Source organism: Stenotrophomonas maltophilia group sp. P373, assembly GCF_053295075.1.
In genome coordinates this window covers 2,070,277-2,097,238 of sequence record NZ_CM129994.1, presented here as the reverse complement: position 1 = coordinate 2,097,238, position 26,962 = coordinate 2,070,277, and the positions used below count along the sequence as shown (strand labels likewise).

The 26,962-nt window shown below is 67.0% G+C and carries 25 protein-coding genes; all 25 read left to right on the top strand.

Annotated features, from left to right (window positions below; genetic code table 11):
* Positions 1 to 32: 32 nt before the first annotated feature.
* Positions 33 to 1,256, top strand: a complete 1,224-nt coding sequence (gene flgE / locus ACSYHF_RS09690; RefSeq protein WP_134956015.1) for a flagellar hook protein FlgE — start codon at positions 33 to 35, stop codon at positions 1,254 to 1,256.
* 32 nt (positions 1,257 to 1,288) lie between these two features.
* Positions 1,289 to 2,038, top strand: a complete 750-nt coding sequence (locus tag ACSYHF_RS09685; RefSeq protein WP_111178528.1) for a flagellar basal body rod protein FlgF — start codon at positions 1,289 to 1,291, stop codon at positions 2,036 to 2,038.
* 103 nt (positions 2,039 to 2,141) lie between these two features.
* Positions 2,142 to 2,927 (top strand): flagellar basal-body rod protein FlgG, encoded by a 786-nt coding sequence (flgG, locus tag ACSYHF_RS09680; protein WP_005416457.1) that lies wholly within the window; start codon positions 2,142 to 2,144, stop codon positions 2,925 to 2,927.
* 22 nt (positions 2,928 to 2,949) lie between these two features.
* Positions 2,950 to 3,642, top strand: coding sequence for a flagellar basal body L-ring protein FlgH (flgH, locus tag ACSYHF_RS09675; protein ID WP_005416456.1), 693 nt, complete (start codon positions 2,950 to 2,952; stop codon positions 3,640 to 3,642).
* 2 nt (positions 3,643 to 3,644) lie between these two features.
* Complete coding sequence (locus ACSYHF_RS09670; RefSeq protein ID WP_032954158.1) at positions 3,645 to 4,787, top strand: flagellar basal body P-ring protein FlgI; 1,143 nt, start codon at positions 3,645 to 3,647, stop codon at positions 4,785 to 4,787.
* Between the two features lies 1 nt (position 4,788).
* Positions 4,789 to 5,988, top strand: a complete 1,200-nt coding sequence (flgJ, locus tag ACSYHF_RS09665; RefSeq protein ID WP_005416454.1) for a flagellar assembly peptidoglycan hydrolase FlgJ — start codon at positions 4,789 to 4,791, stop codon at positions 5,986 to 5,988.
* An 8-nt stretch (positions 5,989 to 5,996) separates the two neighbouring features.
* Complete coding sequence (gene flgK, locus ACSYHF_RS09660; RefSeq protein ID WP_005416453.1) at positions 5,997 to 7,877, top strand: flagellar hook-associated protein FlgK; 1,881 nt, start codon at positions 5,997 to 5,999, stop codon at positions 7,875 to 7,877.
* Complete coding sequence (flgL, locus tag ACSYHF_RS09655; RefSeq protein WP_005416452.1) at positions 7,874 to 9,076, top strand: flagellar hook-associated protein FlgL; 1,203 nt, start codon at positions 7,874 to 7,876, stop codon at positions 9,074 to 9,076. Before flgK ends, flgL begins: the two co-directional genes overlap by 4 nt.
* Positions 9,077 to 9,475: 399 nt before the next feature.
* Entirely contained in the window at positions 9,476 to 10,693 is a 1,218-nt protein-coding gene (locus tag ACSYHF_RS09650) for a flagellin (protein WP_005416451.1), read from the top strand.
* Between the two features lie 72 nt (positions 10,694 to 10,765).
* Positions 10,766 to 11,956 carry a flagellin gene (locus ACSYHF_RS09645; RefSeq protein WP_065198647.1) on the top strand — a complete coding sequence of 397 codons (1,191 nt, stop codon included), beginning with the start codon at positions 10,766 to 10,768 and terminating at the stop codon, positions 11,954 to 11,956.
* 86 nt (positions 11,957 to 12,042) lie between these two features.
* Positions 12,043 to 13,212 (top strand): flagellin, encoded by a 1,170-nt coding sequence (locus ACSYHF_RS09640; RefSeq protein WP_061478706.1) that lies wholly within the window; start codon positions 12,043 to 12,045, stop codon positions 13,210 to 13,212.
* A gap of 441 nt (positions 13,213 to 13,653) precedes the next feature.
* Positions 13,654 to 15,069: a flagellar filament capping protein FliD gene (fliD, locus tag ACSYHF_RS09635; protein WP_095377989.1), complete on the top strand. Its 1,416-nt coding sequence runs from the start codon at positions 13,654 to 13,656 to the stop codon at positions 15,067 to 15,069.
* Between the two features lie 128 nt (positions 15,070 to 15,197).
* A complete protein-coding gene (gene fliS, locus ACSYHF_RS09630) occupies positions 15,198 to 15,614 on the top strand; it encodes a flagellar export chaperone FliS (RefSeq protein WP_005416447.1) in 417 nt (138 codons plus the stop codon).
* Entirely contained in the window at positions 15,611 to 15,904 is a 294-nt protein-coding gene (locus tag ACSYHF_RS09625) for a hypothetical protein (RefSeq protein ID WP_005416446.1), read from the top strand. Before fliS ends, ACSYHF_RS09625 begins: the two co-directional genes overlap by 4 nt.
* Positions 15,901 to 16,479 carry a PilZ domain-containing protein gene (locus ACSYHF_RS09620; RefSeq protein WP_197599033.1) on the top strand — a complete coding sequence of 193 codons (579 nt, stop codon included), beginning with the start codon at positions 15,901 to 15,903 and terminating at the stop codon, positions 16,477 to 16,479. Before ACSYHF_RS09625 ends, ACSYHF_RS09620 begins: the two co-directional genes overlap by 4 nt.
* Before the next feature lie 92 nt (positions 16,480 to 16,571).
* Positions 16,572 to 17,204: a response regulator gene (locus ACSYHF_RS09615; protein WP_005413261.1), complete on the top strand. Its 633-nt coding sequence runs from the start codon at positions 16,572 to 16,574 to the stop codon at positions 17,202 to 17,204.
* Between the two features lie 323 nt (positions 17,205 to 17,527).
* On the top strand, positions 17,528 to 18,937 hold the full coding sequence (rpoN, locus tag ACSYHF_RS09610; RefSeq protein WP_447576372.1) for an RNA polymerase factor sigma-54: 1,410 nt from the start codon (positions 17,528 to 17,530) through the stop codon (positions 18,935 to 18,937).
* Between the two features lie 14 nt (positions 18,938 to 18,951).
* Positions 18,952 to 19,329, top strand: coding sequence for a response regulator (locus ACSYHF_RS09605; protein ID WP_005409556.1), 378 nt, complete (start codon positions 18,952 to 18,954; stop codon positions 19,327 to 19,329).
* The gene (locus ACSYHF_RS09600; protein ID WP_197599034.1) at positions 19,326 to 20,831 is read left to right on the top strand and encodes a sigma 54-interacting transcriptional regulator; all 1,506 of its coding nucleotides are present in this window, start codon (positions 19,326 to 19,328) and stop codon (positions 20,829 to 20,831) included. Before ACSYHF_RS09605 ends, ACSYHF_RS09600 begins: the two co-directional genes overlap by 4 nt.
* Before the next feature lie 186 nt (positions 20,832 to 21,017).
* Positions 21,018 to 21,434, top strand: a complete 417-nt coding sequence (locus ACSYHF_RS09595) for a hypothetical protein (RefSeq protein ID WP_134969352.1) — start codon at positions 21,018 to 21,020, stop codon at positions 21,432 to 21,434.
* 485 nt (positions 21,435 to 21,919) lie between these two features.
* Positions 21,920 to 22,285 (top strand): flagellar hook-basal body complex protein FliE, encoded by a 366-nt coding sequence (gene fliE / locus ACSYHF_RS09590; protein WP_005409552.1) that lies wholly within the window; start codon positions 21,920 to 21,922, stop codon positions 22,283 to 22,285.
* Between the two features lie 13 nt (positions 22,286 to 22,298).
* Positions 22,299 to 23,945 carry a flagellar basal-body MS-ring/collar protein FliF gene (gene fliF, locus ACSYHF_RS09585; protein WP_005416440.1) on the top strand — a complete coding sequence of 549 codons (1,647 nt, stop codon included), beginning with the start codon at positions 22,299 to 22,301 and terminating at the stop codon, positions 23,943 to 23,945.
* A gap of 7 nt (positions 23,946 to 23,952) precedes the next feature.
* A complete protein-coding gene (gene fliG, locus ACSYHF_RS09580; protein WP_024958226.1) occupies positions 23,953 to 24,939 on the top strand; it encodes a flagellar motor switch protein FliG in 987 nt (328 codons plus the stop codon).
* On the top strand, positions 24,936 to 25,577 hold the full coding sequence (locus ACSYHF_RS09575) for a FliH/SctL family protein (protein ID WP_095377985.1): 642 nt from the start codon (positions 24,936 to 24,938) through the stop codon (positions 25,575 to 25,577). The genes fliG and ACSYHF_RS09575 overlap by 4 nt, the downstream gene beginning before the upstream one ends.
* Positions 25,574 to 26,959 carry a FliI/YscN family ATPase gene (locus tag ACSYHF_RS09570; RefSeq protein WP_049412897.1) on the top strand — a complete coding sequence of 462 codons (1,386 nt, stop codon included), beginning with the start codon at positions 25,574 to 25,576 and terminating at the stop codon, positions 26,957 to 26,959. Before ACSYHF_RS09575 ends, ACSYHF_RS09570 begins: the two co-directional genes overlap by 4 nt.
* Positions 26,960 to 26,962 lie beyond the last annotated feature (3 nt).

Sequence of the window (26,962 nt, the reverse complement as noted above, 5' to 3'; positions counted from 1 at the left end):
GCCGCACATCCCGCATCAACCAGGAGCATCCCATGGGCTTCAATGTCTCGCTGTCCGGCATCAATGCCGCCAACACCGACCTGAGCGTCACCGCCAACAACGTCGCCAACGTCAACACCACCGGCTTCAAGCAGTCGCGCGCCGAGTTCGCCGATCTGTTCGCCTCCACCAGCTATGGCCTGTCGAAGAACCAGACCGGCTCGGGCGTGCGCGTCTCCAACGTCGCCCAGCAGTTCATCCAGGGCCACAACGAGCAGACCGGGCGCAGCCTGGACATGGCCATTTCCGGTGAGGGCTTCTTCACCATGAACATGAACGGTTCGCGTGTGTACTCGCGTGCCGGCAACTTCCAGACCGATTCGGCCGGCTATGTGGTCAATCCGCAGGGCGCGCGCCTGCAGGTGTTCGCGCCGAATGCCGATGGCACCAACTTCGACGCCGGCCGCCTGGTCGACCTGCAGTTGCTGACCACCGACAGCCCGCCGAAGCAGACCAGCGAAGTGAAGGTGGGCTTCACCCTGCCGGCCAACGCCAAGCAGCCGACCGTGGCCACGTTCGACCCGACCGACTCCAACAGCTACAACCACTCCAGCGGCGGCATCACCGTGTACGACTCGCTGGGCGTGAGCCACATCCAGGTCTCGTACTTCGTGAAGGGCGCCAACCCCAACGAATGGACCGTGCACAACTATGTCGATGGCCAGCCCGCTGGCACCCCGACCGCGGTCACCTTCGACAACAGCGGCAAGCTGACCGTCCCGGCCAACGGCAAGGTTGGCCTCGGCACCTTCACCCCGACCACGGGCGCTGGCCAGCTGAACATGACGCTGGACATCAGCGGTTCGACCCAGTACGGCGAGAAGTTCGCCCTGCGCAACACCCAGCAGGACGGCTATGCCGCCGGCAAGCTCAACGAGATCACTGTGTCCGAGTCGGGCGTGGTCTATGCGCGCTACTCCAACGGCGACGACAAGCCGCTGGGCCAGGTCGCACTGACCACCTTCAACAACACCCAGGGACTGGAATCGAAGGGCAACAACCTGTGGGTGGAGACCTTCGAGTCAGGCACGCCGCGCACCGGAATGCCGGACACCTCCAATCTCGGCAAGATCCAGGCCGGCTCGCTGGAAGCGTCCACGGTCGATCTCACCGAGCAGCTGGTCAACATGATCACCGCGCAGCGCAACTTCCAGGCCAACGCGCAGATGATCACCACGCAGGACCAGATCACCCAGACCGTCATCAACATCCGTTGATGAGCTGCTGACCCTGTCACGGAACTCCCCCCATGGATAAAGCCCTTTACGTGGCGATGACCGGTGCCCGCGCCTCCCTGCAGGCGCAGGGAACGCTCAGCCACAACCTCGCCAACTCGGACACTCCTGGCTTCAAGGAAGCGCTGGCCAACACCGAAGCCTTCCCGATCAAGGGTCCGGGCTTTGCCTCGCGGGTGGATGCGCTGCACGTCGACGCCGGCTTCAACCGCCGGCCCGGCGCGCAGCACATCACCGGCAAACCGCTGGACCTTGCACTGCAGAGCGGCACCTGGCTGGCGGTGCAGGCGAGCGATGGCAGCGAAGCGTATACGCGTGGCGCAGCCCTGTCGGTGACGCCGAACGGCCAGCTGGTGACCTCCAGCGGCCGCACGGTGCTGGATGACAACAACAACCCGATCGCCATTCCGCCCTACCAGGCGATGGAGATCGGTGCCGACGGCACGATCTCGATCATCCCGCAGGGCGAAGGCCCGCAGACGATGGCGCAGATCGGCCGGATCAAGGTGGTGCAGGCGCCGGACGAGCGCCTCGAGCGCGGCCTGGATGGCCTGTTCCGCAACACCGACCCGCGCCAGCCGTTCGCACCGGCACAGGGCACCGTCGTGCACAGCGGGCAACTGGAGGGCAGCAACGTCGATGCCGCCGGTGCGCTGGTGCAGATGATCCAGCTGCAGCGCCAGTACGAAATGCAGGTTCAGGTGATCAAGCACGGCGACGACAACGCGCGCAGCGCCAACAGCCTGCTCCGCCTGGGCAGCTGACGGATTTCCGGCGCCGCCCGGGCGCGGCGCTGGCACACCGCTTGCACACCCGCTACCAAGGGCCGCATTGCGCGGCCGGCTTCACCCAGACAGGACTCCGAAGATGAACCAGGCATTGTGGATCGCGAAAACCGGACTGGATGCGCAGCAGATGCGCATGTCGGTGGTTTCCAACAACCTCGCCAACACCAACACCACCGGCTTCAAGCAGGACCGCGCCAGCTTCGAGGACCTGCTGTACCAGCAGGTGCGGCAGCCGGGCGGCTCTTCGTCGGCGCAGACGCAGCTGCCGACCGGCCTGCAGCTGGGTACCGGCGTGCGCGTGGTCGCCACCGCCAAGAACTTCGAGCAGGGTGGCCAGCAGCAGACCGGCCGCGCACTGGACGTGATGGTCAATGGCCGCGGCTTCTTCGAAGTGCAGATGCCCGACGGCAGCTCGGCCTACACCCGTGATGGCTCGTTCAAGATCAACCAGGACAGCGAACTGGTCACCAACAGCGGCTACCCGGTACAGCCGGGCATCCAGATTCCCGAGGGCGCGCAGTCGGTCACCATCGGCAGCGACGGCACCATCAGCGTGAAGATGGCCGACAACGCCGCGTCGGTGGAAGTCGGTGCGCTGACCCTGACCGACTTCGTCAATCCGGCCGGCCTGCAGGCGCGCGGCGAGAACCTGTTCCTGGAAACCACGGCCTCGGGCCCGGCACAGAACGGCAATCCCGGCCTGAACGGTCTCGGCACCGTGGTGCAGGGTGCGCTGGAAGGCAGCAACGTCAATGTGGTGGAAGAGCTGGTGTCGATGATCGAAACCCAGCGCGCCTACGAAATGAATGCCAAGGCGATCTCCACCACCGACTCGATGCTCGGCTATCTCAACAACAAGATCTGACCGGCCCAACCGGGAAACCGCCATGTCGCCCATTTCCAACCTCGCCCGTACTGCCCTCGCCTGCACCGTGGTCGCCCTGCTCGGTGGCTGCGTGATCGCGGGCGACGTGCGCCCCTATCCGGCGATGGCGCCGATCCAGCCGATCATGCCGCCGCAGGCCGCGCCCACCGCCGGTGCGATCTACGCCGCTGGCCCGACCCTGCAGCTGTATTCGGACCGCCGCGCACGCGATGTCGGCGACCTGCTGACGATCACCCTGCTGGAAAACACCACCGCGCAGACCAGCGCCAACACAGCCACCAACAAGGAATCCAACCTGAGCCTGGGCACGCCGTCCATCCTTGGTGCGCCGGTCACCCTGGGCGGCAAGGACATCCTCAGTGCCACCGCCAAGGGCGCGCGTGACTTCACCGGCAAGGGCAACAGCGCGCAGAGCAACCGCCTGCAGGGCAGCGTCACGGTCACGGTGATCCAGCGCCTGCCCAACGGCAACCTGGTGGTGCAGGGGCAGAAGAACCTGCGGCTGAACCAGGGCGATGAACTGGTGCAGGTGCAGGGCATCGTGCGCCCGGGCGACATCAGCCAGGACAACACCATTCCGTCCAGCCGCGTGGCCGAGGCCCGCATCGTCTACGGCGGCCGCGGCCCGGTCGCGCAGTCCAACGCGATGGGCTGGCTGAGCCGCTTCTTCAATTCCGGCCTGACGCCGTTCTGAGTATGGCCATGAAAGCTCTCTTCTCTTCTACGTGGCAGCGACGCATGGCGTCGCTCTACGGATCATTCTTCCTTCTGCTGGCAATGGCTGCGCCTGCCAGCGCCGAGCGCATCAAGGACCTGGCCCAGGTCGGCGGCGTGCGCGGCAATGCGCTGGTGGGCTATGGCCTGGTGGTCGGCCTGGATGGCAGCGGCGACCGTACCAGCCAGGCGCCCTTTACCGTGCAGAGCCTGAAAAACCTGCTTGGCGAGCTGGGCGTGAACGTGCCGCCGAACGTCAATCCGCAGCTGAAGAACGTGGCCGCCGTGGCGATCCACGCCGAACTGCCGCCGTTCGCCAAGCCGGGCCAGCCGATCGACATCACGGTGTCTTCGATCGGCAACGCGGTGTCGCTGCGCGGCGGCTCGCTGCTGATGGCCCCGCTGCGCGGCGCCGATGGCCAGATCTATGCCATCGCCCAGGGCAATCTGATCGTGGGTGGCTTTGGCGCGCAGGGCAAGGACGGCTCCCGTGTCTCGGTGAACGTGCCCAGCGTCGGCCGTATTCCCAACGGCGCCACCGTGGAGCGTGCCCTGCCCGATCCGCTGGCCAACGGCGGCGACATCACCCTGAACCTGCACAACAACGATTTCACCACGGTCTCGCGCATGGTCGCCGCGCTCAACAACGCATTCGGCGAAGGCGCGGCGCGCGCGATCGACGGCGTGACCGTCGCCGTCACCGCACCGACTGATCCGGGCGCACGCATCGGCCTGCTGGCGCGCATCGAGAACCTGGAACTGACCCCGGGCAGCGCCCCGGCCAAGGTGGTGGTCAATTCACGCACCGGCACCGTGGTCATCGGCCAGCAGGTGCGCGTGGGGCCGGCCGCGATATCGCATGGTTCGCTGACCGTGACCATCCAGGAAAACACCAACGTCAGCCAGCCCAATGCGCTGTCGGGCGGCCGTACCGTTGCCAGCCCGCAATCCACCATCACTGCCACCAACGACGGCAGCCGCATGTTCAAGTTCAGCGGCGGCACCACCCTGGACGAAATCGTGCATGCGGTGAACGCCGTAGGCGCGGCACCGGGCGACCTGATCGCGATCCTGGAAGCCCTGAAGCAGGCCGGCGCACTGAGTGCCGAGCTTGAGGTGATCTGACATGCGCATCAATCCCGCATTCGACCTGCACCCGGCGCAGCAGAACGATCCGGCGAAGATCGACAAGGTCGCTCGCCAGCTGGAAGGCCAGTTCGCACAGATGCTGGTCAAGAGCATGCGCGATGCCAGCTTCGGCGACTCGCTGTTTCCCGGCGAGAACAAGATGTTCCGCGACATGTACGACCAGAAGATTGCCGAGGCGATGACCCGCGGCAAGGGCCTGGGCCTGTCCGGCATGATCACCCGCCAGCTGTCCGGCCAGGCCGCCGAAGGTCCGGCACTGGATACCCGCGTGGATCCGGCCAAGGCCAGCCGCGCTTACCAGCTCAACGCGCCGGCCAGGCCGGCACCGTCGCTGCCCCTGGAAGATGGCAGCCAGGCCGTGCGCATGCTGCAGCAGATGGCCGCAGGCGCGCAGCACGGTGCGCAGGCCGCGCTGGCACCGATGGAGCAGGCACTGGACCTGATCGCCGGCCGTGAGAGCAGCGGCCTGCACCGCTCGCTGGGCACCGAGGATCCGTACATCGGCAGCCTGCAGGGCGAGGACTGGGCCGCCAACAGCGACCAGTGGACGGCGACGGCCAGCAATCGCGGCACGGCCGTGAGCCCGGCCGATGCCCTGGCCACGCGCACCGCGGTCGCCCAGCTCGGCGAGCATACCCCGGAGGGCTTCGTCGCCAGTATCTGGCAGCACGCACAGAGCGCGGCCAGGGAACTGGGCGTGGATGCCCGCGCCCTGGTCGCGCAGGCCGCGCTGGAGACCGGCTGGGGCAAGCGCCACATCAAGCATGCCGATGGCAGCACCTCGCACAACCTGTTCGGCATCAAGGCCACTGGCTGGAACGGCCAGCGCGCCACGGCCGGCACCCATGAATATGTCGATGGCGTGCGCCGCAACGAAACCGCCAGCTTCCGCGCCTACGGTTCAGCGGCCGAGAGCTTTGCCGACTACGTGCGCCTGCTGAAGACCAGCCCGCGCTACCAGCAGGCCCTGCAGGCCGGCACCGACGTGCAGGGCTTCGCCCGTGGCCTCCAGCGCGCCGGTTACGCCACCGATCCGCGCTACGCCGCCAAGATCGCTGCGATCGCCGGCGGCCCGACCATCGAGCGCGCCGTAGCCGCCGTGGCCGACGCCGGCTCGCGCCTTGGCCAGACCTTCGCCAGCACCGCGACCGCGGCGCTGGGTATCACCCGTCGTTGAGGAACACCATGTCCAGCGTACTTTCCACCGGTACCGGTGCCCTGCTCGCCTTCCAGCGAGCGTTGGCGACCACCAGCCACAACGTGGCCAACCTCAATACACCCGGCTACAGCCGGCAGAAGGTCAACTTCGCCACCGCCGATCCACAGAACTATGGCTACGGCACGGTCGGCAACGGCACCCGCATCACCGACATCCGTCGCACGGCCGACCAGCTGGCGATCTCGCGCCTGCTCGACAGCAGCGGTGAGCTGGCGCGCCTGAAGCAGCTTTCGGGCATGGCCGACCGGGTCAACGCCCTGTTCTCCGATGCCGCCACCAACGTGGCCGGCGTCTGGTCGAACTTCTTCGACTCGGTCAGTGGCCTGTCGTCCAACGCGGCCGGCACCGCCGACCGCCAGAACATGCTCGACGGTGGCAAGGCGCTGGCCAACCGCTTCGTGCAGCTCAACACGCACCTGAACAATCTCAACAGCGAGGTCAACAACGGCCTGCTGGCCGGTGCGACCGAGGTCAACCGCCTTGCGCAGGAGATCGCGCAGATCAACGGTGCCATCGGCACCAACATTGCCTCGGCTGCACCGGACCTGCTCGACCGCCGCGATCAGCTGATCACCCAGCTGATCGGCTACACCGGTGGCACCGCGGTGATCCAGGACGGCGGCATCATGAATGTCTACACTGCCGGCGGCAACGCGCTGGTGGTGGGTACCACGGCGACCAAGGTCACCACCGTGGCCGATCCTTACCAGCCCGAGCGCCTGCAGCTGGCACTGGAGACCCAGGGCAACACCATCCGTCTCGACCCGAAGGCGGTCGGTGGCCAGATCGGTGGCCTGCTGGAATTCCGCGACACCGTGTTGACGCCTGCGCAGGCCGAACTGGGCAAGCTGGCGGTGGGCCTGGCCGAGAGCTTCAACCAGGTCCACCACCAGGGTGTGGATCTGTATGGCCAGATGGGCGGGGACTTCTTCAACATCGGCAGCCCGCGCGTGACCGGCAACAACAGCAATACCGGAACCGCCAGCCTCAGCGCCACCTATGGCGACCTGGGCAAACTGGACGCGCAGAACGTGGTGCTGCAGTTCGATGGCACCACCTGGAAGGCCAGCCGCGCCGACACCGGCGCCAGCATTCCCCTGACCGGTACCGGCACCGCCGCCGATCCGCTGGTGATCAACGGCGTGAACCTGGTCGTCGGCGGCACCCCGGCGGCCAATGACCGCTTCCTGCTGCAGCCCACCGCCGGCGTGGCCGGCAGCCTGGAGATGGCCATCACCGATCCGTCGCGCATTGCCGCGGCCGCCGCAGTCAAGGGCGCAGCCGCCACCGCCAACACCGGTACCGGCAAACTGAGCGGCGTCACCGTCAACGATTCGGCCAACGCGAACCTGCGCAATCCGTCGGCGATCGTGTTCACCTCGGCGACCACCTACACCATCGACGGTGGCCCGCCTCAGACCTATACGCCTGGCCAGACCATCAGTGCCAACGGCTGGAGCTTCGTACTGGACGGTGCGCCAAAGGTGGGCGATACCTTCAACATCACCCCGACCCCGGCCGGTTCGTCGGACAACAGCAATGCCTCCAGGCTGGCCAAGGTGGAAAGCACGAAGGCCTTCAACGCCGGAACGGTGACACTGAACGGTGCACTGGGTGGCCTGACCACCCAGGTCGGCGCCGCCGCCCGCTCGGCCGAGTACTCGCTCGATGCGCAGCTGGTGATCAATGACAAGGCACAGGAAGCCCGCGACGAGGTCTCCGGCGTGAATCTGGACGAAGAGGCCGCCGACATGCTGCGCCTGCAGCAGGCCTACCAGGCTGCCTCACAGCTGATTTCCACCGCCGACAGCATGTTCCAGACCATCCTGGGGGCCGTCCGCCGATGAGCAGCCGCATCTCCACCAGCATGATGTTCAACCAGTCGGTGTCGCTGATGATGGCCAAGCAGGCCAAGCTCAGCCACCTGGAGCAGCAGATTGCTACTGGCAGCAAGATCGTCAGCGCCAAGGACGATCCGGTTGCCGCCGGCACTGCAGTCGGCCTTGACCGCAGCCTGGCCGCACTGGACCGCATGAAGCTCAACGCCGGCAATGTGCAGAACCGCCTGGGCGTGCAGGAAAACACCCTGGCGCAGGTCAACGACCTGATGGCGCGCGTCAACGATCTGACCATCCAGGCCAGCAATCCGGCACTGAGCGCGGCCGACAAGAAGACGCTGATCACCGAGGTCAACCAGATCCGCGATGGCCTGCTGTCGCTGGCCAACGCCGACGATGGTACCGGCCGCTACGTGTTCGGTGGCACCAACGACGGTGACCCGCCGTTTGCCAAGATCAACGGCAAGGTCGTCTATCGCGGCGACCAGACCCAGCGCCAGGTTGAAGTCGGCCCCGATACCTATGTGCGCGACGCCCTGCCCGGCAGCGAGATCTTCATGCGTATTCCCACCGGCGACGGCTTCGTTGACGGCAGCGCCGCGGCCGGCAACACCGGCAACGGCGTGCTGACCAACATCACCCGCGACGGCAGCGACAGCTGGAACGGCCAGGGCTTCAGCGTGCGCTTCACCACCGGCACCCAGTACGAGGTGGTGGATGGTGCGGGCAACGTGACCGGCACCGGCACCTACAAGGCTGGCGACGACCTGGAAGTGAACGGTGTACGCCTGCGCATCACGGGTGCACCCGCAGCGGGCGACAGCTTCAGCGTCCAGGCCGCCAGCAGCCGCGACATCTTCGCCACCATGGACAACCTGGTCGCCGCGCTGGGTGCCGACACCGGTACCACCGCGCAGATGACTGCGCAGCAGAATCAGCTGCAGAGCGCACTGCGCGACGTGGCGCGCGCCTCGGAGCGGATGATCGATTCGCGCGCTGCGGGAGGCGCGCAGCTGAAGGCACTGGACAACGCGGCGGACATGCGCGAGGCCAATGGCGTGACCCTGAAAACCACGCTGTCGCAGATGCGCGACCTGGATTACGCCGATGCGCTGAGCCAGTACCAGCTGCAGAGCACCGCACTGCAGGCGGCGCAGACGATCTTCTCGCAGATGCAGTCGATGTCGCTGTTCAACAAGCTGCGCTGACGCCACGCCCGAGTCACTCCCGAAAGGCCGCGATGCCCTGCATCGCGGCCTTTTTCGTTTGCGCGCCTGCCCGCCGCCACGCGGCCCTCTGGCCATCTCCGGCCGATTTTCCGTGATTGCCCATCAAGCCGGGTCGCACCCCGCCGATACCTTCATCAGCGCTGGTCAGGCCCTGCCCGACCGCCCCTCCCGGGGTCGCTTCCATCCTGGCAACAGGGCTGAAAACCCCGGGAAAACAGCTTCAGGCAACGAATTCCGGCTTCAGCGGAATTCACGGCTAAAGGTTGTTGACAAAGCGCCGTTATTCATTTGGCAACGGCGAAGCACACAGCCACACAAAAAAACAGGCGGCGCTTCGTTTCATTCACCAACGGGTTCCATATAAGAGGAGACGACCCCATGGCACAGGTAATCAACACCAATACGATGTCGCTCAACGCTCAGCGCAACCTGAGCACCAGCGGCAGCTCGCTCGCTACCACCATCCAGCGCCTCTCGTCCGGCCTGCGCATCAACAGCGCGAAGGACGACGCGGCCGGCCTGGCCATCAGCGAGCGCTTCACCACCCAGATCCGCGGTCTGGACGTGGCCATCCGCAACGCCAACGACGGCATCTCGCTGGCCCAGGTCGCCGAGGGTTCGCTGAACGAAGTCGGCAACAACCTGCAGCGCATCCGCGAACTGGGTGTGCAGGCCTCCAACGCCACCAACTCGGCCAGCGACCGCAAGGCCCTGCAGGCGGAAGTGACCCAGCTGGTCTCGGAAATCGATCGTGTGGCCAAGCAGGCCGACTTCAACGGTACCAAGCTGCTGGACGGCAGCTTCACCAGCCAGCTGTTCCAGGTGGGCGCCAACGCCGGCCAGGCCATTGCCATCAACAGCGTGGTCAACGCCAAGGCCGATTCGCTGGGGGCTGCCACCTTCGCCAACGGCTACACCGGCACCGCGCTGGCGGTGGACAAGGCCACGGCCGACACCACCTACTCCGGCCTGCAGGTCTCGGTCACCCCGCCGGGCGGCACCGCCACCACGGTCACCATCAGCGACTTCACCGTGAAGGCCGGCGAGTCGATCACCTCGGCCACCGCTGCGGCGATCAACAACAAGCTGGGTGAAACCGGCGTGGTGGCCTCGGTCAATGCCGGCGTCATCAGCCTGGCTTCGGTCAAGGATGGCCAGACCTTCGCCCTGGGCGTCAGCGCGGCAACCCCGCCGGCCGGCGTCACCGCCGCGACCATCGCCGGCCTCGGCCTGACCGAGACCAGCACCAACGGCGGCACCCTGACCGGTGCAGCAGCCAGCTTCGTCAAGGACCTGAACGTCACCACCGCCGAAGGCGCACAGAAGGCGATGTCGATCGTCGACAAGGCCCTGGAATCGGTCAACAGCGTCCGCGCCGACCTCGGCGCGATCCAGAACCGCTTCACCTCGGTGGTCGCCAACCTGCAGACCTCCTCGGAGAACCTGTCCGCATCGCGCAGCCGCATCCGCGATACCGACTTCGCCAAGGAAACCGCCGAACTGACCCGCACCCAGATCCTGCAGCAGGCCGGTACGGCCATGCTGGCCCAGGCCAACCAGGTACCGCAGAACGTGCTCAGCCTGTTGCAGCGCTGACATGAGCCGCCCCCGGGGCACGTCGGGGGCGTCTGACCCAACTCACGTGCAACCGCTCAAGGACCTCTCCTCATGGCACAAGTCATCAACACCAATACGATGTCGTTGAATGCTCAGCGTAACCTGAGCACCAGCGGCAGCTCGCTGGCTACCACCATCCAGCGCCTGTCCTCCGGTTCGCGCATCAACAGCGCCAAGGACGACGCCGCCGGCCTGGCGATCTCCGAGCGCTTCGGCACGCAGATCCGCGGTACCGACGTCGCCATCCGCAATGCCAACGACGGCATCTCGCTGGCCCAGGTCGCCGAAGGTTCGCTGACCGAAATCGGCAACAACCTGCAGCGCGTCCGCGAGCTGTCGGTGCAGGCCGCCAACGCCACCAACTCGGCCAGCGACCGCAAGGCCCTGCAGGCCGAAGTGACCCAGCTGGTCTCGGAAATCGACCGCGTTGCCAAGCAGTCCGACTTCAACGGCACCAAGCTGCTGGACGGCTCGTTCTCCAGCCAGCTGTTCCAGGTCGGTGCCAACGCCGGCCAGGCCATCGCCATCGACAAGACCATCGACGCCAAGGCCAACGCCCTGGGTGGCGCCAAGTTCGATACCAACTCGCTGGCACTGGCCGACCCGGGCGCCAACGCCGACTTCAAGGTCACTGGCCTGCAGATCAATGGCGTCACCATCGCCGACGTCGATGTCAAGCAGGGTGCCGACGCCGCTGCTACCGGCAAGGCCTCCCGCGAGGCGCTGGTGACTGCCATCAACGCCAAGATCGGTGAGACCGGTGTCTACGCCGAAGTGAACGGCACCGCTGGCGTCACCCTGACCTCGGTCAAGGACAGCGTCAACGCCGATGGCTCGTTCAAGGCCATCACCGCTTCGGTGGGCACCTGGACCGGCGCTACCGCACCGACCTTCACCGCCACGCTGGCGACCGCCGCACCGGCGTCCAAGTTCGCCAGTGACCTGGACGTCAGCACGGTCAAGGGCGCACAGCAGGCGATGGAAGTGGTCGACAAGGCCCTGAGTGCGATCAACAGCACTCGTGCCGACCTGGGCGCCGTGCAGAACCGCTTCACCTCGGTGGTGGCCAACCTGCAGACCTCGTCGGAAAACCTGTCGGCTTCGCGTAGCCGCATCAAGGACACCGACTTCGCCAAGGAAACCGCAGAGCTGACCCGCACCCAGATCCTGCAGCAGGCCGGTACGGCCATGCTGGCCCAGGCCAACCAGGTGCCGCAGGGCGTGCTCAGCCTGCTGCGCTGATCCGCTCCCTGATCGACCTCCGGGCGCCGCATGACGCCGCGCCCGGATCCTGAAACACGTTCCACCTTCGCCAAAGGAAAAGCACCATGGCACAAGTCATCAACACCAACACCATGTCCCTGAATGCTCAGCGCAACCTGAGCACCAGCGGCAGCTCGCTGGCCACCACCATCCAGCGCCTGTCCTCCGGTTCGCGCATCAACAGCGCCAAGGACGACGCCGCCGGCCTGGCGATCTCCGAGCGCTTCGGCACGCAGATCCGCGGTACCGACGTCGCCATCCGCAACGCCAACGACGGCATCTCGCTGGCCCAGGTCGCCGAAGGTTCGCTGACCGAAATCGGCAACAACCTGCAGCGCGTCCGCGAGCTGTCGGTGCAGGCCGCCAACGCCACCAACTCGGCCAGCGACCGCAAGGCGCTGCAGGCCGAAGTGACCCAGCTCGTCTCGGAAATCGACCGCGTCGCCAAGCAGTCGGACTTCAACGGCACCAAGCTGCTGGACGGTTCGTTCTCCAGCCAGCTGTTCCAGGTCGGTGCCAACGCCGGCCAGGCCATCGCCATCGACAAGACCATCGACGCCAAGGCCAACGCCCTCGGTGGTGCCCAGTTCGCCACGGCCACTGCTGCCGTCACCGGTGCCGACAACGTTGATACCGCTGTTGCCGCGTTCACCATCACCGACAGCAAGGGCACCGTCGTCAACTTCGACGCGATGACCGTGAAGAGCGTCGGCGATGCGGCCGCCAACACCGCGGCAGCCGGCAAGGCCGTCGCAACCGCGATCAATGCCAAGATCGGCGAGACCGGCGTCTATGCCGAAGCCGACGCGGCCGGCGCGCTCACCCTGACCTCGGTCAAGGACAGCGTCAACAATGCCGGTGCTTTCACGGCCTTCAGCAGCACCATCGCTGGGTTCACCGCAGGTGCCGCGCCGACCGCCAAGTTCGCCGACAAGATCGACGTGTCCACCGTGAAGGGTGCACAGCAGGCGATGGAAGTGGTCGACAAGGCCCTGGGTGCGATCAACAGCACCCGCGCCGACCTCGGTGCGATCCAGAACCGCTTCACCTCGGTGGTGGCCAACCTGCAGACCTCGTCGGAAAACCTGTCGGCATCGCGTAGCCGCATCAAGGACACCGACTTTGCCAAGGAAACCGCCGAGCTGACCCGCACCCAGATCCTGCAGCAGGCCGGTACGGCCATGCTGGCCCAGGCCAACCAGGTGCCGCAGGGCGTGCTCAGCCTGCTGCGCTGATCCACGGCAAGAAGGCGCCGCTACCGTCGGGTCGAACCGACGGTAGCGGCAACCGGGAAGCCACGATGCACGAAGGCGCGGGCCATGCCCGGCCCGGGATCAGTCCCGAACCGGCTTGGCATCGCCCGCTCCTGCGGACCTCTCTTTCAGCGCTGTACCTTTGACTGTACGTACCGGGCGGCTTCGTCTCCCCCCGATTGTCAGTAGCCTGATCCCTCCCCTGCATTGGGGGAGGGCTTTTTGCAGACTCCCGGCAGCCCGCGGTGAACCCACCCGCACCCTGCCCCAGCCCTCCTGCAACCCGCGTGCCAGAACCTGCGCCAGGCGATTGGCACGGCACGTGCATCAACGAAGTCCTCAAGACCCAGCGGCGCAGGCCGCTATTTTCGTTGACGACGGGCCACCGCACGACGGCCGGGCCCGGATACCAGGAGAAACGACGTGGCAGACTTTGGATACGGTGGCATTGGCTCGGGGCTCAACATCTCGGACATCGTCAACCAGCTGGTCGCAGCCGACCGCAAGCCCGCCGACAATGCGCTGAACCTGCAGCAGTCCAAGGCCAAGATGCAGCTGTCGTCGATCGGCACCATCACCTCGGCCTTCGACAAGCTGAAGACGGCGCTGACCGCACTGAAGGCCACCACGGCGTTCGACACGCGCACCGTGACCGCAAGCAAAGGCGGCGACAAGGGCACCGACGAGATCCTGACGGCGTCGGTCGCGCTGTATGACGTCGGCACAACCAAGGCTGCGGCCTCCAACGGCACGCACGTGGTCAATGTCACCTCGCTGGCCACCGCGCACAAACTGATCGCCGATACCTCGGTACCCAAGACCGACACGTTTGCTGCCGGAACCTTGACGCTGACCGTTGGCGTGGGCGACAAGGCCAAGACCATGAACGTGGAGGTGGAGGACGGCGACACGCTGACCACCATCCGCAACAAGATCGATGCGGCTGGCCGCAAGGAAGGCGTGCAGGCCACCCTGATCAGCTCCGGCGACAACCAGTACCTGTCGATCGCCCAGGAGAAGACCGGTGCCGCCAACGCGATCAAGCTCGAATACGCAGGCAGCGACGCCAAGCTGGGGGGACTGGTCAACAGCCTCAAGCAGAACACCGCCGCCGCCGACGCCGAGCTGACCATCGATGGCGTGAAGGTCGTAAGCGCCAGCAATACGGTGGCCGATGCGGTTCCGGGCCTGACCCTGAACCTGAAGATGCCGGGCACCAGCACGGTGACCATCAGCACCGACACTGCGGCAGCCACCAAGGTGATGCAGGAGTTCGTCACCGCCTACAACGCCGCACTGGCGGCGATCAACACCGAAACCAAGTACGACGCCAAGACCAAGGAAGCCTCCACGCTGACCGGTGATGCGCAGATGCGCGGCGCCATCAGCCAACTGCGCTCGGTGATGTCGAGCGTGCTCAAGGACCTGGCTGGTGACAAGCTCGATGCCAAGGCGATCGGTCTGGATACCCGCGGCTACCCCAATGCCGACGGCACGCTGATCCTGGACACCACCAAGTTCGCCGCCGCACTGGCCAGCCAGCCGGAGAAGATGCGCCAAGCGATCACCGGAGATACCGGCGGTGCCGGCAAGCTGTACACGCTGGTCGACGGCTATGTCAGCACCACGGTCGGCAAGGAAGGCGCGTTCGTCGCGCGGACCAAGGGACTGAACACCACGCTGGACAACATCGACAAGCGCCGCAAGGATCTCGACACGCGGATGAAGAGCGTGGAAGAGCGCTACAAGAAGCAGTTCATCGCGCTGGACAGCCTGATGGGCAAGTTGCAGCAGAGCAACACGGCGCTGCAGCAGCAGCTGGCACAGTTGAACCGCTGACGATGCGTGCGTGGCACTCAAGTTTGCCGCGCAATGCACCGATAACGGACGCAACAGCAATCATCGCCGCGCCGCCGGCACCGATCCCCACGATCGCCCGACGGCACCCCGCGCAAGGAGAATCACGAATGTACGGTTCCAGCCGTCAATATGCCGAGCAGTACCGCCAGGTGGGAGTGACCAGTGCGGTCGCCGATGCCGATCCGCACAAGCTGGTGGCGATGCTGCTGGCCGGCGCGCTGGAGCGCGTGCGTCGCGCCCTGGCCAGCCTCGAGCGCGGCGACCAGGCCGGCAAGGGCAAGGCGATCGGCGAAGTCTGCGCGATCGTCGGCCACCTCAACGGCTCGCTGGACCATGAGGCCGGCGGCGAGATCGCCGGCAACCTGTCGGCCCTGTACGATTACGTGCTGCAGCGCCTGACCGAAGCCAACCTGCACAACGACCGCGCCGCGCTGGATGAATCGCTGCAGCTGCTGGGCGAGATCGACAGCGCCTGGAACGCGATCCCGCACGAACAGCGCCGCCCGGCCGCGGTGGCGCCATGAGCCTGCCCGAACTGCACGCGCAGCTGGATGCCTTCGAGAAGGCACTGGGCGATGACGCCCTGGACCAGGCCGACAGCCTGCTCGACGGGCACGACAGCACCCTCCATGCCCTGCTCAGCCAGCCGCTGACCGCTGCGGACCACGCGCCGCTGAGCGCCCTGTTCGAGCGCCAGCAGAGCCTTCTGGGCCTGCTGCGCCAGCGCCGCGATGCAGCAGCCGCACTGATGAATGACGGCCAGCGCTCTCTTCGCGCCGCCCATGCCTACCTGCAGGCAGAATCGCTGGCATGACCCAGCTGCCGACCACGTCGCTGCACCATCCTGCCGAAAGCGAGCTGTTCGACGAAACGCTCAGCTGCGAGCTGGCCCTGCCGGCCGAGTTCCAGGCGGGCAGCGCGGCCGGACGCACCAGCGGTGCCGAAGGCCTGCTGCGCAGCTTGGCACTGGTCGAAGACAGCCGTGTTGACGAGCACGACGAGCGCAACGAGGCCACCCTGCAGCTGCAACGCCTTGAAGCCAAGCTGGACCTGGCGATGGTGCTGCTCGGCCGCTTGGTGCGCCAGCAGGGCCTGGAACTGCCCCTGCGCCCGGTGCGCTGGTCGCGCCGTGGCATCCGCCTGCAGCTGGGCCCGCGCAGTGGTGCCAGCCCCGGACAGGCCGGCGTGGTGCGCCTGCAGCCCAGCGACTGGCTGCCCGACCACATCGACCTGCCGGTGGAAGTGATCGCCGAGGCAGCCGACAGCAGCGGCGGCCACTTCCTGTGGCTGCGCTTCCAACGCCTGGGCGACGGCCTGGAAATGGCAATGGAACGGCACCTGTTCCGACTGCACCGCCGCCAGGTGGCCGAGGCGCGCCGGGCGCGCTGAAAGCTGCCACCATCACGCTTGGCGGGCAAGCCTTGGCGCGCCCGTTCAGCTAAGTTAAGGTGGACTCCCCTACACGGATCTGTTGCGTGCCTGTGCGAGTTCTCATCGTCGACGATCACACCCTCGTCCGCGCCGGCCTGGCGCGGCTGCTGCAGGGGTTTGCCGACGTGCAGCTCGTCGCCGAGGCCAGCAACGCCGAACAGGCACTGCAGCTGGCCCTGCAGCATGCGCCGGATGTGGTGCTGATGGATCTCTCGTTGCCGGGCCGCACCGGCCTGGAAGCGCTCAGCGACATCCGCCTGCGCGCCCCGGGCACCCGGGTGGTGATGATGACCATGCACGACGATGCCGCCCATGTGCGCGACGCCCTGGATCGCGGTGCGGTCGGGTTCGTGGTGAAGGATGCAGCACCGCAGGAGCTGGAACTGGCGCTGCGCGCCGCGCATGCCGGCCAGGTGTTCCTGAGTCCCCAGATCTCGGCCAAGATGCTGGCACCCATGCTGGGCCGCGAGAAGCCTACCGGCATTGCCGCGCTGTCGCCGCGTCAGCGCGAGATCCTGCGCCGCATCGGCAAGGGCGAAAGCAACAAGGAAATCGCTGCGGACCTCGGCATCAGCGTGAAGACGGTGGAAACCCATCGCGCACGCATGATGGAGTCGTTGGGCTGCCGCCGCGCCAATGACCTGTTGCTGCTGGCCGCGCGCCACCAGCACGAGCTGGAGTGATTGCCTGCGAATGGGGTCAGATCCCTTTCCGCAGGAAAGGGATCTGACCCCTGCCCGGCACTGCACCGGCGACGAATTCCCGTCGCCCCGACATTCCCTGACAGGAATCCGTACACCGGCCGCTGCAAAACCCGCTGCGTCGGCACGACGAATCAATGACTTGGCGGCCCGTTTCGTCAATATCCCGAGCCAATGTAGGGATAACCCCTACATCCTGTCGGGACAACCACGAATCCCCTCAGGAACCCCCCGATTCCGCCCATTCCGGATCAAAAGCAAGATGCGTTCCACAAGGCGCCGGGGAGCGGCGCCGGGGAATCACGATGAAGGCTGCACTCTCGACCCAGCTGGGCCAACAACTTCACCTCACCCCGCAGCTGCTGCAGTCGATCCGGCTGTTGCAGCTTGATGGCCTGCACCTGGAACAGGAAATCCAGCGCCTGCTGGACTCCAACCCGCTGCTGGAGATCGAAGAGGCCGAAGCGCCTGCCGCTGATGCCACCGAGGTCAGCGCCGCCACGCTGGAAACCGCCGCGTTCGACGAGCTGCCGGAATCTTCGATGTGGGACGTGGCCGGCGCCAGCTGGCAGGACGGCGACGACGACCGCATGGCGCGCATTGCCGCCGGTGAGTCGACCGACCCTCAGCTGCGCGTGCTGCAGCGCCTGGCGCTGGACATGGACGACAGCGAACTGGCGGTGGCCGCGTTCTGGCTCGACCACTGCGACGAGGCCGGCTACCTGCAGGCGCCACTGGCGCAGCTGCAGCTGGTGGCCAGCGCCCAGTTCGACATCGCCGCCGAAGGCGTCGAGGCCATCCGCCAGCAGCTGCTGCACGGTGAACCAGCTGGCATGGCTGCGCAGGACCTGCGCGAAGGCCTGCAGGCACAACTGCGCAGCCTGCACGGCGTGGTCCCCGCGCGTCACCTGGCCGCCCGCATCCTCGATGGCGCGCTCGAGGCACTGGCCGCGCACGACTACCCCGCCCTCGCCCGCCAGCACGACGCCGAGATCGACGACGTGCGCGAGGCGGTGCGCCTGATCCTCTCGCTGCAGCCGCGCCCCGGCGACAGCCTGCTGCCCGAACGCAATGCGGTGGTGGTACCGGACGTGGTCGCCTGGCATGCCGATGGCCAGTGGAAGGTGGCACTGAACCCGGCCACCAGCCGCCGCGTCTCGATCAACAGCCAGTACGAACAGGCGCTGGCAGAAACCAGCGAAGCCGCGCCGGCACTGCGCGAGATGCTGCAGGAGGCGCGCTGGTTCAGCCGCGGCCTGTCGATGCGCTACGACACCCTGCTGCGCACCGCGCGTGTGATCGTCGAGCGCCAGGCCGCCTTCCTGGTGCGTGGCGAAGAGGCGATGGCGCCGCTGACCCTGAAGGAAGTGGCCGAGGAAATCGGCATGCACGAGTCCACCGTCTCGCGCATCACCACCGGCAAGTTCCTGCAGACCCCGCGCGGCACCTTCGAACTGAAGCACTTCTTCGCGGTGCGCCTTGAAGGCGCCAGCGTCTCCGGCCAGGCGGTGAAAGCCATGGTCCGCCGCCTGATCGACGCCGAACCCGCCGGCCGTCCGCTGGCCGACGAGGCCATTGCCGGCCTGCTGTCACGCCAGGGGGTGAACATTGCCCGCCGAACCGTCGCAAAATACCGAGAACAACTGGATATCGCCCCGGCCCGCGAACGGCGCCGGCTCAGCGCCAGGCAACCGCAGCTGGCCCGGGTGGGCTGAAAAGGATGTTGGACATGAACAAGCTCACGGTCCTGCTGGTCGATGACCACGAGGGCTTCATCAACGCGGCGATGCGCCATTTCCGCAAGATCGACTGGCTGCAGATCGTCGGCAGTGCCGGCAACGGCCTGGAAGCGATCGAGCGCTCGGAAACGCTGCGCCCGCAGGTGGTGCTGATGGACCTGGCCATGCCGGAGATGGGTGGCCTGCAGGCCACCCGCTTGATCAAGTCGCAGGACGATGCACCGTACATCGTGATCGCCAGCCACTTCGACGACGCCGAGCACCGCGAACACGCGCTGCGTGCCGGTGCCGACAACTTTGTCAGCAAGCTGTCCTACATCCAGGAAGTCATGCCAATCCTGGAAGGCCTCAGGGAGGAACAGTCGTGAGTGAATCGCGCATCCTGGTGCTGGACAACGACGCTGTGCGCGCAGAGCGCACCGTTGCCCTGCTGGAATTCATGGACTTCAATCCGCGCTGGGTCTCCGACGCGGCCGACTTCGACCTGGGCCGGCAGCGCCAGAACGACTGGATGGCGGTGATCGTCGGCAGCCTGGACAACAGCCCCGCCAGCACCGCGCTGTACAACTGGCTGGGCGGCAGCAGCCTGCCGCCTCCGGTGCTGCTGGCCGATGGTGATGCCGCAATGTTTGCCCAGCAGCACGGGCTGCATGAAGCGAATATCTGGCCGCTGGAAACGCCGCTGCGCCACGCGCAGATGGAAGCCCTGCTGCGCCGCGCCAGCCTCAAGCGCCTGGATGCCGAGCATCAGGCCGGCGCCGCGCAGGACCAGGGACCCACCGGCAACGGCCCGGCAGTGAGCGCCCTGCGCACCATGATCGAGCAGGTGGCCGCATTCGATACCACCGTGCTGGTGCTGGGCGAATCCGGTACCGGCAAGGAAGTGGTGTCGCGCGCCATCCACCAGCGTTCGCCCCGCCGTGACGGACCGTTCGTGGCGATCAACTGCGGCGCCATTCCGGCCGACCTGCTGGAAAGCGAACTGTTCGGCCATGAGAAGGGCGCCTTCACCGGCGCGCTCACCGCGCGCAAGGGCCGTTTCGAAATGGCCGAGGGCGGCACCCTGCTGCTCGACGAAATCGGCGACATGAGCCTGCCGATGCAGGTGAAGCTGCTGCGCGTGCTGCAGGAGCGCAGTTTCGAGCGCGTGGGTGGCAACCAGACCATCCGCTGCAACGTGCGCGTGGTGGCCGCGACCCATCGCGACCTGGAGACCCGCATCGCTGAGGGCAAGTTCCGCGAGGATCTGTTCTACCGCCTCAACGTGTTCCCGATTGAAGTACCCGCGCTGCGCGAGCGTCGCGAAGACCTGCCGGCACTGGTGGAAACCATCGCCGCGCAGCTGGCCCGCACTGGCCGTGGCGAAGTGCGCTTCACCCCGGAAGCCCTGCAGGCGCTGGCCGGCTACGAATGGCCGGGCAACGTGCGCGAGCTGACCAACCTGGTCGAACGACTGGCCGTACTGCATCCGGGTGGCTCGGTGCGCGTACAGGACCTGCCGGCCCGTTATCGTGGCGATGCGGCACTGGCCGCCGTCGCTGCGCTGGCGCCGGCACCGCCCGCCGCCAGCGAAGAGCGACTGGACCTGCGCAGCTTCTCCTTCCACACACCCGGCAGCGGCAACCAGCCGGCGCTGGAACACGGTATCGCCGTCAATCGCCCGGCGGCACCGGCCGCACTGCCCGACGAAGGCATGGACCTGCGCAACCACATGGCCAGCATCGAACTTGGCCTGATCAACGAAGCACTGGAACGCACCCAGGGCGTGGTCGCCCACGCCGCCCAGCTGCTCGGCCTGCGCCGCACCACCCTGGTGGAAAAGCTGCGCAAGTACGGCATCGAACGCGAGCAGGCCGAACTGGCCGGCTGAACCGCGCCACCAGCATGAAGGGGGCACGAACGCCTGGGCTCGCCCGGGCGTTGGTGCTTCTGGCGCCTGGGCTCACATCCCTTTGCTGCGGAACGCGATCTGAGCCCATTGCTTTTGCATGTTTTCCTAGAGACAACACGGCCGCAGTGCGGAGCATGGCAAGGACACACCCATGGAGGTTCCACCATGCATCGCCTTGCCCTGCTCGCCAGCCTGCTCTACCCGGCCCTGGTCACTGCCGCCAACTGCACCCTGCCCGCAACGCTGGACCAGCGCCAGTTCACCAACCTCAGCGACCCGCTGTACGCGCCGGACAACCCCAACGCCGGACGCATGGTGCAGCTCAGCTTTGCCGGCAGCCAGTACGTGCTGGACATCCTCGGCACTGACTTGCGCATCGGCGGCAGCTACCGCTACCAGCGCCTGGCCCCGCATATCGCGGAAATCCAGATGACCGAGGCCCACCCGGCCGGTCCCGCCCACTACACCCTGCTGCTGACCTGCCAGAGCGACCGCCAGGGTCGCTTCATCTACACCCAGCACGATGGCCCCATCGCCCCGCGCCAGCGCCAGAATTCCGGCCGCTGGACCCTGCAGCCGTAGGCCAGAAAACCGACGCCGGATAAATGGCGCCTTCAATGGGGTCAGATCCCGTTGCGTCGCAACGGGATCTGACCCCATCCGATCAGCGCCGACCAGCGGTCAGCATCTACCGGCAGCAGCGTGAAACTGTCGAAGGCGGGGTGGGTCCGGTTGCGGGGGCGTGAGCCGCATGGATGCGGCGACCGAGCTTACATGGGTGAGGGCGCTTTGCTTGCGAAGCACTGCTTCGCAAGCGCCCGAACGCACAGCCGCCAGCGGCTGGGCCGGGCCCCGGAGGGGTACTTGCAGCGTCCCCCGCAACCGGACCCGCCCCGCCACCCCACGGATAGCCCGCCGTTGACGTTGACGTTGATTCGGCGGGTGCAGGGCGCAGCCCTGCCAGTACACCCACAACCCTCACTTCACTGAATCGAAAACCGGTTTCGGCACGGCACTTGCACTGGTTCCAGCAGACAACCCCATCCCTGTTTCTGGAACCGTTGCAGATGTCCCACTCCGTCACTTCGATCCTTTCGCAGATCCGCTCCTATCAGACCCAGATGGGGCAGCCGGCGCTCAACCCGCTGGGCGAAACGCCGCGCAGCAACGCCCTGCCGGGCACGGTGCTGGACGCGCCGCAGGCCCAGCCGGCCAGCTTCACCGAAACCCTGCGTGGTGCGATTGCCGGCGTCAACGATGCGCAGCAGAAGTCCGGCGCCCTCGCCAAGGCCTTTGAAATGGGCGACCCCAGCGCCGACCTGGCCAAGGTGATGGTCGCCTCGCAGCAGTCCCAGATCGCCTTCCGCGCCACCGTGGAAGTCCGCAACCGTCTCGTCCAGGCCTACCAGGACGTGATGAACATGCCGCTGTAAGGAATAGAGACGCATGGCACTGACGCTCTCCAAGGACAGCCTGAACGCCGAGAAGGCCGGGCAATGGTTCGACCGCCTGCAGAGTCTGCAGATCACCCGTCGGCTGGGCCTGATGGCGATGATCGCGGTGGCGGTGGCGGCAGGCCTGTCCGTGTTCTTCTGGTCACAGAAGCCGGGCATGGTCCCGCTGTACACCGGCCTGGACCAGAAGGCGACCGCTGAGGCGACCGACCTGCTGCGCGCCGCGCAGATCCCGTTCGCGCTCGATCCGGCCACCGGTGGCATCACCGTGCCGGAAAAGAACCTGCACGACGCCCGCCTGAAGCTGGCCGGCTCCGGCCTGACCGACAGTGGCAAGCTCGGCTTCGAGCTGATGGAACGCGACCCGGGCTTCGGCGTCAGCCAGTTCGTGGAAAGCGCGCGCTACCAGCACGCGCTGGAAACCGAGCTGTCGCGCACCATCAACACGCTGCGCCCGGTACGTGATTCACGCGTGCATCTGGCCATTCCCAAGCCCAGCGCCTTCACCCGCCAGCGTGACGTGGCCAGCGCCTCGGTCACCCTGGAACTGCGGGGCGGCCAGCAGCTGGAACGCAGCCAGGTGGACGCCATCGTGCACATGGTCGCGGCCAGCATTCCGGACCTGGCGCCGGAACGGGTGACCGTGGTCGACCAGAGCGGGCGCATGCTCAGCATCACCGACCCGAACAGCGAGGCGGCGGTCAACGCCGCGCAGTTCGAGCAGGTGCGACGCCAGGAAACCTCGTTCAACCAGCGCATCCGCGAGCTGCTGGAGCCGATGACCGGCCCCGGCCGCGTCAACCCGGAAGTGAGCGTGGACATGGACTTCTCGGTGACCGAGGAAGCCCGTGAGCTCTACAACGGTGAACCGCAGAAGCTGCGCAGCGAGCAGATGAGCGAGAACACCACCAGCACGCCGGGTCCGCAGGGCGTGCCGGGTGCAACCAGCAACAGTCCGCCGGGCCAGCAGGCCGCGCCGGCCACCGCGCAGACCCCGACCGAAAGCAGCAAGAACGCCACCCGCAACTACGAGCTGGACCGCACCCTGCAGCACACCCGCCAGCCGGCCGGCCGCATCAAGCGCGTGTCGGTGGCGGTGCTGGTGGACAACGTGCCGCGCGCCGGCGCCAACGGCAAGATGAGCCCGCAGCCGCTGTCGGCCGCCGAACTGACCCGCGTCGAGGCGCTGGTCAAGCAGGCCGTCGGCTTCAACGCCGAGCGTGGCGACACCGTGTCGGTGATGAATGCCCCGTTCGTGCGCGAGACCACGCCCGAACAAGGCCCGGCCTGGTGGGAGCTGCCGTGGGTGCACGATGCAGGCCGCATGCTGCTGGGCGCGGTGGTGGTGCTGGCGCTGCTGTTCGGCGTGCTGCGCCCGGCGCTGCGCGCGATCACCGGCCAGAGCAAGAAGAATGACGAACAGGCCCTGGAACCGCACACCGCGGATGTGCAGCTGGTCGATGACGATGGCATTGCGCTGCCAGCGCTGGGCACCGACCGGGCAAGCCTGGGCGGACCGGATGCGCTCGCACTGCCGGTGGATTCATATGAGGAACGACTGCGGATGGCGCGTGAAGCCGTGAAGACCGACTCCAAGCGCGTGGCCCAGGTGGTCAAAGGCTGGGTGGCCAATGACTGAGGCACAACTGACCGGAGTACAGCGCGCGGCCGTGCTGCTGCTTTCGCTGGGTGAGCTGGATGCGGCCGAAGTGCTGCGCCACATGGAACCCAAGGAAGTACAGAAGATCGGCATCGCCATGGCCACCATGACCGACATCACCCGCGAGCAGGTGGAGCGGGTGATGGACCAGTTCGGCCAGGAACTGGGCTCGAAGACCTCGCTGGGCGTGGGCTCGGATGACTACATCCGCAACATGCTGGTGCAGGCGCTGGGCAGCGAGAAGGCCGGCAACCTGATCGACCGCATCCTGCTCGGCCGCAACACCACCGGCCTGGACGCGCTGAAGTGGATGGACCCGCGTGCGGTGGCCGACCTGGTGCGCAACGAGCACCCGCAGATCATCGCCATCGTGATGGCGCACCTGGAAACCGACCAGGCCGCCGACGCGCTGAAGCTGCTGCCGGACCGTACCCGCGTGGATGTGCTGCTGCGCATCGCCACCCTCGACGGTATTCCGCCGAACGCGCTCAATGAACTCAACGAGATCATGGAGCGCCAGTTCGCCGGCAACCAGAACCTGAAGTCGTCGAACATCGGCGGCGTGCAGTGCGCGGCCAACATCCTGAACTTCATGGACAGCGGCCAGGACCAGGCAATCCTGGGCGAAATCGCGCGCATCGATGCGCCGTTGAGCAACCGCATCCAGGACCTGATGTTCGTGTTCGACGACCTGGTCGACCTGGACGATCGCGAGATGCAGCTGGTGCTGCGCGAGGTGAGCGGCGAGCGCCTGGGCCTGGCCCTGCGCGGCGCCGACATCAAGGTGCGCGACAAGATCACCCGCAACATGTCGCAGCGCGCGGCCGAGATCCTGCTGGAGGACATGGAAGCCCGCGGCCCGGTGCGCCTGTCCGACGTGGAAGGCGCACAGCGCGAGATCCTGGCGATCGTCAAGCGCATGGCCGATGAAGGCACCGTCACCATCGGTGGCAGCGCGGAGGCCATGCTGTGAGCAACGTCGTGCGCTGGCTTGCCCCGGACCTGCTGGCCCAGCCCGAACCAGTGCTGGAGCAGGAGGATGCGTTCGAACTCACCGAGCCGGATCCGGAACACGAACCGGAGCCGCCGCTGCAGCTGCCGACCCTTGAAGAGATCCAGGCGATCCAGGACAGCGCCGAGAAGGAAGGGTTCGAACAGGGCCATGCCGACGGCTACGGCCAGGGCCAGGCCGAAGTACGTCGCCTCGCCGCGCAGATCGAAGGGATCCTGGACAACTTCAGCCGGCCGCTGGTGCGGCTGGAGAACGAAGTGGTCGGTGCACTCGGCGAACTGGCGGTTCGCATCGCCGGCGCACTGGTCGGCCGCGCCTACGAAGCCGAGCCGGCACTGCTGGCGCAGCTGGTCGGCGAAGCGATCGACGCCGTGGGGGGCAGCACCCGCGAGGTGGAAGTGCGGCTGCACCCGGATGACATCGCTGCCCTCGCCCCGCTGCTGAACCTTTCACCGGTGCAGCGCCTGGTACCGGATACCAGCCTCAGCCGTGGCGACCTGCGCGTGCACGCCGAAGCCGTGCGCATCGACGGCACCCTGGAAGCCCGCCTGCGCGGGGCCCTGGATGCGGTGATCCGCCAGACCGGAGCCACCGCATGAGCGTCGGACCGCAAACCACTCCGCCGCCGGCCGACTGGGCCGTAGCCCGCAACCTGCGCTTGGCGCGGCGCCTGGATGGCCTGCGCGTGGACACCGCGCATGGTCGCGGCCTGATCCGCGAGGGCGTGTTGCGCCGTGCGGTCGGGCTCACCCTGGAGGCGGTCGGCTGCGAAGCGCCGCTGGGTGCCAGCTGCAAGGTGGAAGTGGTCGATGGTGGCTGGGTCGACGCCGAAGTGGTCGGCTTCGCCGGCGAACGCACCTACCTGATGCCCAGCGCCGAACTGCATGGCCTGCTGCCCAACGCCCGGGTGGTGCCATCGGCGCGCCGGGGCGGCGTGGAAGTGGGCGAAGGCCTGCTCGGCCGCGTCATCGACAGCGACGGCGTGCCGCTGGATGGCAAGGGCCCGATCCGCGCCGAAGGCCATGTTGGCATGGCCGGCGTGTCGATCAATCCGCTGGCGCGTGAACCGATCACCCAGCCGCTGGACGTGGGCGTGCGCGCGATCAACGCGCTGCTGCCGATCGGCCGCGGCCAGCGCGTCGGCCTGTTCGCCGGCTCCGGCGTCGGCAAGTCGACGCTGCTGGGCATGATGACCCGCTACACCGCCGCCGACGTGATCGTGGTCGGCCTGATCGGTGAACGTGGCCGCGAAGTGCGCGATTTCGTCGAGACCACGCTGGGCGAGGAAGGCCTGCGCCGCGCCGTGGTGGTCGCCAGCCCTGCCGACCGGCCGCCGCTGGCGCGACTGCATGGTGCCTACCGCGCCACCGCCATTGCCGAGTGGTTCCGCGACCAGGGCCTGAACGTGCTGCTGCTGATGGACTCGCTGACCCGCTTCGCCCAGGCGCAGCGCGAGATCGGCCTGTCGGTCGGCGAACCGCCGACCACCCGCGGCTATCCGCCGTCGGTGTTCGCCAAGCTGCCGGCACTGGTCGAACGCGCCGGCAATGGCGCCAAGGGCCGTGGCTCGATCACCGCGTTCTACACGGTGCTGACCGAAGGCGATGATCCGCAGGATCCGATCGCCGATGCCGCGCGCGCGATCCTCGACGGCCACATCCTGCTCTCGCGCCGCGTGGCCGACAGCGGCTTGTACCCGGCCATCGACGTCGAGTCGTCGGTCAGCCGCGTGGTCACGGAAATCGCCGACGAACCGTGGCGCCTGCGCATCCGCAAGTTGAAGCGACTGGTCTCGGCCTACTCGGCCAACCGGGACCTGATCGCGATCGGTGCTTACCAGCGCGGCAACGACGCGGCCACCGACGAAGCCCTGGAACGCTGGCCGGAAATCATGGAGTTCCTCGGCCAGGACGTTGCCAAGGCCGCAGATCTCCCGCACAGCCAGGCGGCGCTGCAGCGCCTGGTGGAACAAGAGAGTTAAGCC